Annotated in this window: 10 protein-coding genes and 1 pseudogene; 3 read left to right on the forward strand and 8 right to left on the reverse strand. The window is 59.2% G+C overall.

What is annotated here, in order from left to right:
* Both AB9K37_RS00315 and AB9K37_RS00320 read left to right on the forward strand, forming a co-directional pair.
* Nucleotides 1-1,077 (forward strand): annotated as a pseudogene (locus tag AB9K37_RS00315) (hypothetical protein); the annotation flags it as partial.
* An 84-nt stretch (nucleotides 1,078-1,161) separates the two neighbouring features.
* On the forward strand, nucleotides 1,162-2,397 hold the full coding sequence (locus AB9K37_RS00320; protein WP_369835080.1) for an MFS transporter: 1,236 nt from the start codon (nucleotides 1,162-1,164) through the stop codon (nucleotides 2,395-2,397).
* 25 nt (nucleotides 2,398-2,422) lie between these two features.
* Here AB9K37_RS00320 and AB9K37_RS00325 read toward each other — a convergent pair whose 3' ends face one another.
* The 6 genes from AB9K37_RS00325 to mbfA all read right to left on the reverse strand — a co-directional run bounded on the left by AB9K37_RS00325 (nucleotide 2,423) and on the right by mbfA (nucleotide 7,264).
* Nucleotides 2,423-3,337 (reverse strand): ornithine cyclodeaminase family protein, encoded by a 915-nt coding sequence (locus AB9K37_RS00325; protein ID WP_369835081.1) that lies wholly within the window; start codon nucleotides 3,335-3,337, stop codon nucleotides 2,423-2,425.
* Nucleotides 3,334-3,954, reverse strand: coding sequence for an HAD family hydrolase (locus AB9K37_RS00330; RefSeq protein ID WP_369835082.1), 621 nt, complete (start codon nucleotides 3,952-3,954; stop codon nucleotides 3,334-3,336). Before AB9K37_RS00330 ends, AB9K37_RS00325 begins: the two co-directional genes overlap by 4 nt.
* A 3-nt stretch (nucleotides 3,955-3,957) precedes the next feature.
* Nucleotides 3,958-4,407 carry a YaiI/YqxD family protein gene (locus AB9K37_RS00335; protein WP_369835083.1) on the reverse strand — a complete coding sequence of 150 codons (450 nt, stop codon included), beginning with the start codon at nucleotides 4,405-4,407 and terminating at the stop codon, nucleotides 3,958-3,960.
* Complete coding sequence (gene fghA / locus AB9K37_RS00340) at nucleotides 4,404-5,237, reverse strand: S-formylglutathione hydrolase (protein WP_369835084.1); 834 nt, start codon at nucleotides 5,235-5,237, stop codon at nucleotides 4,404-4,406. The genes AB9K37_RS00335 and fghA overlap by 4 nt, the downstream gene beginning before the upstream one ends.
* 36 nt (nucleotides 5,238-5,273) lie before the next feature.
* Complete coding sequence (locus AB9K37_RS00345; RefSeq protein WP_369835085.1) at nucleotides 5,274-6,203, reverse strand: AEC family transporter; 930 nt, start codon at nucleotides 6,201-6,203, stop codon at nucleotides 5,274-5,276.
* Nucleotides 6,204-6,289: 86 nt separating this feature from the next.
* The gene (gene mbfA / locus AB9K37_RS00350) at nucleotides 6,290-7,264 is read right to left on the reverse strand and encodes an iron exporter MbfA (protein ID WP_369835086.1); all 975 of its coding nucleotides are present in this window, start codon (nucleotides 7,262-7,264) and stop codon (nucleotides 6,290-6,292) included.
* A gap of 179 nt (nucleotides 7,265-7,443) precedes the next feature.
* Here mbfA and AB9K37_RS00355 point away from each other — a divergent pair, with 179 nt between their 5' ends.
* Nucleotides 7,444-8,058: a TetR/AcrR family transcriptional regulator gene (locus tag AB9K37_RS00355; protein WP_369835087.1), complete on the forward strand. Its 615-nt coding sequence runs from the start codon at nucleotides 7,444-7,446 to the stop codon at nucleotides 8,056-8,058.
* Here the strand turns inward: AB9K37_RS00355 and AB9K37_RS00360 are convergent.
* Nucleotides 8,046-8,675 carry an HAD family hydrolase gene (locus AB9K37_RS00360; RefSeq protein ID WP_369835088.1) on the reverse strand — a complete coding sequence of 210 codons (630 nt, stop codon included), beginning with the start codon at nucleotides 8,673-8,675 and terminating at the stop codon, nucleotides 8,046-8,048. The genes AB9K37_RS00355 and AB9K37_RS00360 overlap by 13 nt on opposite strands.
* A gap of 108 nt (nucleotides 8,676-8,783) precedes the next feature.
* Nucleotides 8,784-9,245, reverse strand: coding sequence for an N-acetyltransferase family protein (locus tag AB9K37_RS00365; protein WP_369835089.1), 462 nt, complete (start codon nucleotides 9,243-9,245; stop codon nucleotides 8,784-8,786).
* Nucleotides 9,246-9,286: the final 41 nt, after the last annotated feature.

Here is a 9,286-nt window from a genome sequence, read left to right on the forward strand (position 1 = left end):
GACGAAGAACCACAGGCCTCTGAAGACGCGGCTGCAGGCACCGCCGTCCCAAGCCCCTTCGAGGCCCTCGAAGGCTTGGACGATGACGACGCGCCTCCTTCGGAACACGTGGTCTCAGACGATGCGGACGCGCTTCCGCTCGACGCTGAAGCTACGGGCGGAGACGACACCCCCGCGCCGGAGGCATCCGGTGAAGAGTCCGTGGCAGAAGAGCCCGCACCGGACACCCTAGAGACCCCGCCCGCGGATCCCTTTGCCGCCCTCGCCGATCTCGGAGCGCCAGACACGCAGGAGGCTACAGGCGCAGACGACGACATGTTTGCGCCCTTCGAGGTGGCAAAGCCCGCCGCAGAAGGCAGCAACGCACAGCTCGCCCGCCTCGCCGCAGGCGGGATGGCCGCGCTCGCCGATGACACCGGTTCCAAAGAGGGCATCCAGCCTGCAGAGGAGAAGGCCGAACCCTTGCCGGAAGATCACGCTTCCGAAACAGCCCAGGACCACGGCACGCCCGACGTGGAAGCCACTGAAGACATCGACGCAGATCCCGTTGTAGCATTCAGCGAAGACGATGACCCGTTTGCTGCCCTTGAGGTCGCGGAGGAGGAGCAAGGTCACGACACTTTCCCCTCGGCGACAGAAGACACCCCCATAGAGGCCGTGGCGGCCGTCGAGGGCACAGCCGACGCAGACCCCTTTGCCGCCCTCGCCGATCTCGAAGAGCCAGACACGCAGGAGGCAACAGGCGCAGACGATACCCCTGCCCTAGAGGCGCCCAATGATGAGACTGTGGCGGAGGACACAGTGCAGGCTTCTCCGCAGCAGGAGGAGATTGCATTGACCCGTCTGGAAATGCTCCTGCTCAAGAAGTTGTCCTCAGGACAGAAAATCCCTGATGGCATCAGCCGTGATGCGCTCAAATCTATTCCGGTTCACGGCATTGGGCACGCGACGGACGGGGTTGAAGAGGTCAGCGCAGACGAAACGAATGAAGAAGAGCAATCAGCGACTCAGCCAGACCCAGCCCCGTACAAAGACCCGTCGGCGGATTACTGGAATTACGACATATTTGATGACTAACTGAAGACTAGGCCATCACAATGCTTGATTTGACGACTGCATTCGATCTTTTAAGGTTATACAGCCGTCAAACAGGAGCCCCATATGGAACGCAGCAGCCCCTTGTTATCACCCGTCTTGATTGCGGGCTGTCTGGTGGTCATGGTCGGATTTGCAATTCGTGCCAGTTTTGGGGTATTCCAGATCCCCATCGCCGAAGAGTTCGGCTGGCTGCGTGCGGACTTCAGTTTGGCAATCGCGATCCAGAACCTGGCTTGGGGGATCGGACAGCCCTTGTTCGGGGCCTTCGCGGAACGGCTTGGTGATCGCAAGGCGATCATCTTGGGAGCGGTGATGTATGCAGCGGGCCTTGTGGCCTCCAGCTTTGCGGTCACGCCCGCCGCACACCAGTTCTTGGAGATTTTGGTCGGCTTCGGCGTGGCAGGTACTGGCTTTGGCGTGATCCTCGCGGTGGTTGGGCGCGCGGCGAGTGACGACAACCGCTCGATGGCTTTGGCGATTGCGACTGCTGCGGGTAGCGCGGGCCAAGTCTTTGGTGCACCACTGGCTGAGTGGCTGCTTGGGTTCATGACGTGGCAGCAGGTCTTTTTGCTGTTCGCAGTGTCGATCCTTGCGGTGCTCATGGTGTTGCCGATGATGCGGGTCGAACCGCCTGCCTCAAAGAAAGAGCTGGAAGAAAGCATGGGCCAGATCCTTGGCCGTGCGTTCCGCGACCCAAGCTACACCATGATTTTCCTTGGGTTCTTTAGCTGCGGCTATCAGTTGGCCTTTGTCACCGCGCACTTTCCAGCCTTTGTGACCGAGGTGTGCAGCCCGATTGCGGCAGGCGGTGTGCTGAGCGCCTTGGGGATCGAGACCACATCAGCGTTGGGGGCCGTGTCGATCAGCTTGATCGGCCTGGCCAACATTGGCGGCACCTTGATGGCGGGCTATCTGGGCAAGCGCTATTCCAAGAAGTACTTGCTGGCAGGGGTTTATGCGATGCGGACCATCGTGGCAGCGGCGTTCATTATGTTCCCGATGACACCTGCGACGGTGATCCTGTTCTCACTTGTGATGGGCTCGCTCTGGCTGGCGACCGTGCCGCTGACCTCTGGGCTGGTCGCGCACCTTTACGGTCTGCGCTACATGGGCACGCTATATGGGATCGTATTCTTCAGCCATCAGCTTGGCAGCTTCATGGGCGTTTGGCTGGGGGGCAAGATGTACGACATCACCGGCGACTACACGGCGGTTTGGTGGGTGGGTGTTGGGGTTGGCGCTTTCTCGGCGCTAGTACACTTGCCCATCAAAGAAAAACGCATTCAGCTGGCAGCGTAACATCAGGGGCCTTCGGGCCCCTTTGTCATTGTGCTGCGCGCCACGCGTCCAGAATATAACGGCTGACCATCAGGTCCAAATGCGCGCCTCCGCCGTTCTTGCAGATCGTGATCTCTTCGGGCGTTTGACGGGCAAAGGCATCGCCATCATAGAAGTCCGCGATCACATGGTCGGGCGTGATTTCCCCCGCAGCGATGGGCAACTTCAACTCGCCAATGTGCTCGATCGTCGTATCGCGGCTGTCCACGAACAATCGCGCGCGGGTCAAGGCTTCGGTGTCCGCCTCGCGCATGTCGGGGCGGTAGGCGCCGATCAGGTCCACGTGCTGGCCAGGTTGCAGCCATGCGCCCTTTAGCACCGGCTCTGTGCTCATGGTGGCACAGCAGATGATGTCGGCCTTGGAGACCGCTTCGGGCAAGTCGGTCGCGACTTGCAGGTCCGGAATACCGGCGGCCATTTCAGTGGCACGGGCCTTGGTGCGGTTCCAGACGGTGAATTCCGCGTCGGGGAAGGCGCTGGCATAGGCGTCAATCATGTTCGTGCCTACGGTCCCTGCCCCGATGATCAGGATACGTCGGCTGTCGGGCCGCGCCAAACGACGGGCCGACAGCAGGCTGTCGCCCGCAGTTTTCCACTTGGTCACAAGATGGAAGTCCACCACGGCCTCCAGCAGACCATGATCATCGCCGAACAACGACACACCCCCATTCACGCGGGGCAAGTCAGCGGCTGGGTTTTTGGGGAACACCGTCGCGGCCTTGACCGCTAATCCCAGTCCGTTGATCCACGCGGAGCGCAGCAGCAGAGTGTCATCGCCCCGATAAAGGAAGCTGTCTGAAATCTGCGCTTTGGGCAGAGTGTGCGCCTGCCACATAGCGTCGGTCAGGGCGATCCAATCCAGATAAGCGTCAGCTTCGAACGGAACGATGGCAGGTGTCATACAGCTTCTTCCTCGGTCAAAAGGCCCTTGGCCACCAGACAGTCCGCCCACCCTTGGGGACCGGTGAACAAGTGCGTTTGCCACCCGCGCGAAGCCGCCATCTCAATGTTATCCGTGCGGTCATCCGCGAACAGCAAACCGGCAGGCGCAACACCGCAGTCATCTTCAACCATTTCGTAGATGCGCGCCTCGGGCTTGATCACCTGCATGTGGCCCGAGATGTAGCGTTTGTCGAATTCCGTCAGGAACGGGTAGACGGGCTCGGCGATTTCAAACGTCTGAACACCGAAATTGGTCAGCGCGAATACAGGCACACCTTTGGCCCGCAATGCGCGCAGAAGTCGGACCGAGTGTGGGATTTCGGGGCTGGCCATCTCGATCCACTGGTCGTGCCAGATACCCAATTCTTCGCGCCATTCAGGGTGCTGTTCCGCCATAGAGGCCAGCAATTCGTGAAAGTTTGCGCCCCGATCCACCTGATCGTTCATCGCGTGCAGATCCACTGCGGCAAAGAGTTCTTTACGACGTTCCTCTCCAATCACTTTGTCGAAGTGGCGCTCTGGTTGCCATTCGATCAAGACGTTGCCGATGTCGAAAACCACAGCTTCGGGGGTCATGGATTATCCTTTGCGTTTCACGCGGCGCAGCGCGTCTTCGAGTGCATTCAGAAAGCGGGATCGGTCAGCCTTGGTGAACCCTTTGCCGCCCCCTTGTCGGAACGGGTCGGCGGCGCGCAGGTCAGTCATCAGATCACGGGTTGCCAGCGCATTGCCCACATTCGCAGCCGTCAGAAATTCGCCGTTAGACTTGATGACGATCGCCCCCGCAGGCACGCATTTCGCCGCCAACGGGATGTCGTTTGTGATGACCACGTCGCCCGTCTGCGCCCGATCCGCGATCCACATATCCGCGACGTCTGGCCCCTCGGGCACGATGACGAGTTGGATCAGTGGGTTTTGCGAGGGGCGGAGCCCCCCGTTGCAGACCATTGCCACCTCGGTCTTGTGCCGCGTGGCAATGCGCTCGACTTCGTCTTTCACCGGACAGGCGTCCGCGTCCACGTAGATCATAGGGCGTAAAGCGCCTCTGCGTGGAAGGCGACATGCTCTTCCATAAAGGTCGAGACGAAGAAATAGCTGTGGTCATAGCCCTTTTGCATGCGGAATGCGCCGTCCTGACGGCGCGCCGCCATGGCGTGCGCAAGGGCTTCGGGTTTCAAGAGCTCAAGAAATTGGTCGCTGGCGCCCTGATCAACCAGCACAGAACCATCAAAGCCACGATCCAGCATCAGCAGGCTGGAGTCGTGTGCCTTCCACGCCTCTTCGTCGGACCCCAAATAGGCTCCTAGCTGTTTGCGGCCCCAGTCGCTTTGGGTCGGGTTCGCGATAGGCGAGAACGCCGAGACAGACGCGTAACGACCGGGCAAGGACATCGCGAGCGTCAGGGCACCGTGGCCGCCCATAGAATGGCCCGTGATCGACTGGCGGTCAGGATCGACGGCAAAGTTGTGGTCCACGACGCGCGGCAGTTCTTCGGCAATGTAGTCCCACATCTGGAAATGCGGCTTCCAAGGTTCTTGGGTCGCGTTCACATAGAACCCAGCGCCCTGCCCCAGATCATAGGCGTCATCATTCGCCACACCTTCGCCGCGGGGTGAAGTGTCGGGGAAACACAGAGCGATCCCGTGTTCAGCGGCCCAAGCCTGCGCGCCCGCTTTGGTCATGGCATTTTCGTGGGTGCAAGTCAGACCCGACAGGTACCACAGAAGCGGCACGCTGCCATGCTCTGCCTCTTCGGGCAGGAACAGACCGAATGTCATCTTGCCGCCAGTCACCGCGCTATCGTGGGAATAGACCCCTTGCACGCCGCCAAAGCACCGGTTTTCCGAAATCGTTTCCATGAAATCTTCCTTTTTCTTTCCGCCCTTAGGGTAGCGTCAGAACACAGACACCCACGCGATCACTGCCGACACTGTAGCGATGCTGAGCGTCGTTGAAATCAAAATCGAGGTCGAAACGCGCTGTGCCGCCACCCCGTAATGCACCGCCAACATGTAGACGTTTCCAGCCACTGGCAAGGACGCCGCTGCAATCATCACACTGGCCGCAAACGGTTCCACGTGGAACAACGCGAGCGCCGCATAGGCGACGGCGGTAGGGTGCAGGATCAGCTTGCAAAAGGACAGCCAGCCCGCGATCTCAATCCGCTCGGCTGATTTTCCGGCCAGAGAAGCCCCGATTGCAAACAGCGCCCCGGGTGTGGCCGCGGCCCCGAGGATCGAGACAAAGTCCATCAGCGGCGCGGGCGTCGGCAACGACGCCGTAGACCAAAGCAGCCCCAAGGCAATCGAGACGATCATTGGGTTCTTGATCAGGCCAACAGCGACGGTTTTCAGCACGCTCAGCCGCATCCGTCCATCGCGCGATCCCGTGATGAGAATGACGATCAGGCTCGAGAACACGATCAGGTCAATCGCCAGCACCATCATCACAGGACCAATGGCTTGCGGGCCCATCAGCATGGTCAACATCGGAATGCCCAGAAAGCCCGTGTTGCCGATCACTGCGCACTGTGCCTCAACGGCGGACTCGTCCACGGGCCTGCCGCGAAAGATCGCGAACCCCATCGCAACCACATAGATCAGCCCTGTCGCGCTCAGGTAGGCTAGGATGAATGGGCCATCAAAAACCTCTGACATACTGAGATCCGCAGAGAACCGGAACAGCATGGCCGAAAGGGCAAAGTAGAACACGAACTTGGTGATGGCTGCGGTGGCTTCCTCGCTGAAAAAGCGGGTGCGCGCGGCGCCGTAGCCAAGGCCGATCATCGCAAAGAAGGGTAATGTTCTAAAGAAAATCTCGATCATACCCAAAGCGATAGAGAGCGCCGCTGCCTATGGCAACGACGCGTTTCTGCAATTTCCATTATACGGAAGGTTGGGGCAGCCCTGCATCAGCCCCCGCCGATCAAAACACCAGCCGCAAAGACCAGTGCCCCGCCAAGAACGACTTGGAATGTGGCCCGCATGAAGGGCGTATCCATGTAGCGGTTCTGGATCCAAACGATGGCCCAAAGCTCGATGAACACCACAAAGAACGCGGTGATCGTCGCAGTCCAGAAATGCGGGATCAGGTAGGGCAGCGCGTGCCCCAAACCGCCAAGCGCCGTCATCACGCCCGAGGCCATCCCCCGCTTGAACGGCGATCCGCGCCCCGACAGCTCGCCATCGTCAGAGGCTGCTTCGGTAAAGCCCATACTTATGCCCGCACCCACGCTGGCAGCCAGGCCCACCAGAAAGGTGGTATGCGTATCTTGGGTCGCGAAGGCTGTCGCAAAGATCGGAGCCAGCGTGCTAACGGACCCGTCCATCAACCCCGCCAAACCCGGCTGCACATAGGTCAGCACGAACTGACGGTGGGCCGAAGCGTCTTCATCCTCTTTCGCCTCGCCATCAAGGTGGGTTTTCTCCAGATCCGCGGCGGTGTTCTGATGGCCGGCTTCGGCCTGCGCCAAACGTCCCAACAAATCCCGGGTCGCGGCGTCGGACGTGCGCTGCGCGGCCATGGTGTAGAACCGCTCTGCGTCGCGCTCCATGCCTTCGGCTTCTTCGCGGATGCGATCCAAGCCCAGATTCTCTACCAGCCAGATAGGGCGGCGGGCATAGTAGCCTGCCACATGCTCTCGGCGGATGAGGGGGATTGTCTCGCCAAACCGCTCGCGATGCAGGGCGATCAATTGGGCGCGATGGTTGTCCTCCTCTTCGGCCATGCCTTCGAAAATGGCGGCTGTCGACGGGTATTCCTCGCGCAACCGCGCGGCATAGGTCCGGTAAATCTGAGCATCGTCCTCTTCGGACGAAATCGCCAAAGCAAGGATCTCTTGATCCGACAGATCCGAGAACCTCCTGCGTTGAGTGATAAAACGCATATCTTTGCCCTCTATTTTAGAATGATTCTAATTTAGTGGATCGCTTTCGAGGTGCAAGCGGCGAATTGGCACAGCCGTTTGTTGTTTTAGACAAACCCGCCTGTGCAGGGTGTCGGTCTGCGACTGCTTGCTGAACTGAACGGTGCGGTTTATCAATGAGATCATTTTTGGAGGTCCATATGACTGTCGCAACCGAAGTGCGCCGCGGCCGTAAATTTGATCAGGTTCTCGAAGGCGCACGACAGATTTTTATGCGCGACGGGTTCGAAGGGGCCAGCGTCGACGACATCGCCCAAGCGGCTGGCGTCTCGAAGGCGACTCTGTATAGCTATTTTGCAGACAAGCGTTTGCTATTCATGGAAGTCGCCCGCTCGGAATGTGCAGGGCAAGCCGACAAAGCCTCTGTCGAGATTACTGCCGATGCAGGGGTACGTGCTGTCATGACCTATGTAGGCGAGCGCCTTTTTGCCTTCGCAACCAGCGAAATGGGACTGAAAATCTATCGCATCTGCGTGGCCGAGTCGGCGCGCTTCCCTGAACTCGGGCAGGCCTTCTTCTCGTCCGGACCAGAGGTCATGGTCGCGCGCTTGTCTGAATACTTCGCCGAGGCCGAAGAGCGCGGAGAAGTCCGTATCCCTGACAAGCGCCTTGCGGCTTTCCAATTCGCCGAGATGTGCAAGTCCGACATTTGGCTGCAGTTGGTTCTTGGGCTTCGTCAAACCGTCAGCCCGCATGAGCAGAAGCATGTGATTGAAGGTGCGGTCGACACCTTTCTGGCCCGTTATGGAACCTGAACCGGCTCGACCAAACCTTCGGCCACCAAACGAGCGCTGAGTCCCTCAGCCCCGTCAAATACATGCCCCTTCAGACCTGCTTTTTCAGCACCGCTGATGTTCTCGGGCTTGTCGTCGATAAAGAGTGTCTTGGAAGGTCGCGCCCCCAGAAACGAGAGACAGTTCAAGAAGCAGGCTTTGTCTGGCTTGGCTGCGCCAAACTTCGATGACGGGAAAATCTTATCCTCGAACAGGGGGCGCAGCTCGGGAAACAAATAGTCGATATTGTCACCCACAAGCTCCGAGTTGTTTGTCAGAACTGCCACGGGATAGCTCTTGCGGACCTGCGCGACCAGTTCCAGCACCTGCGGGTTTGCGGTCATCGAGGCTTTGCGTGCCTCTAGCCACTGGTCCGCTGAAAAAGGCGCGCCAAGTTGTAGGGCCACCTCGCGCAAATACGTTGTGGTGCTGATGATTCCAGCGTCCGCTGCCGCATCGATGCCAGAGCCCCAGATTGCCGCGCGCACACGTTCCGCCGAGGTGTTTGTCAGCTTGGCCAGGTGAGCAGCACGATAGGCCTTATCCGAGTGGCACAGCACGTCATCCATATCGAAAAGGATCAAATCAAAATCAGGCATGGCAAAAGCTTTCATGAAAATCTGGCTAGCTTTTCATGCTGTGGCTTTCAGGCAAACCGATCAAGTGAGTCTTGGGTTTTGGCCGCGCAAGAAGCCATTCTGCGCCTATTAAAGAAGCTGATACATTACATGAGCGTCCACGAATCCTGCTTCTGGATGGCGGAAAGCACGGGGCAAGGTGCCCACGATCTCGAACCCGTTGCGTTGCCACAGGGCGATCGCGCCGGTGTTTGTAGACACCACAAAATTAAATTGCATCGCCTTGAAGCCAGCCATGCGGGCCTCGGCCACAATGTGGTTTAACAAGCTTTGCGCAACCCCGCGCCCTCTGGCCTCTGCCGAGGTCACAAAACCGGCGTTGCAAATATGATCAGCGTTCCCTTGGTGGTTCGGACACAAATACCCCGTGCCAACGATGCCGATGTCCGCTTCAGCCACCCAAGCCTGATGACTCCCCCCAAGCCAGTAGGCGTTAGTGTCCGAGCACGTGGTGTAATTTCCGCACCGCCAACGGTGTAATCCCGGGTGGCCATCGAGGTGTATGGTCGAGGTGGAGTTTGACCGCTTCAACCACGAACCACACGGAGACCCCGATGACCAAAACCAACATG

The organism is Donghicola sp. XS_ASV15 (assembly GCF_041224595.1).
Classification (GTDB): Bacteria; Pseudomonadota; Alphaproteobacteria; order Rhodobacterales; family Rhodobacteraceae; genus Donghicola.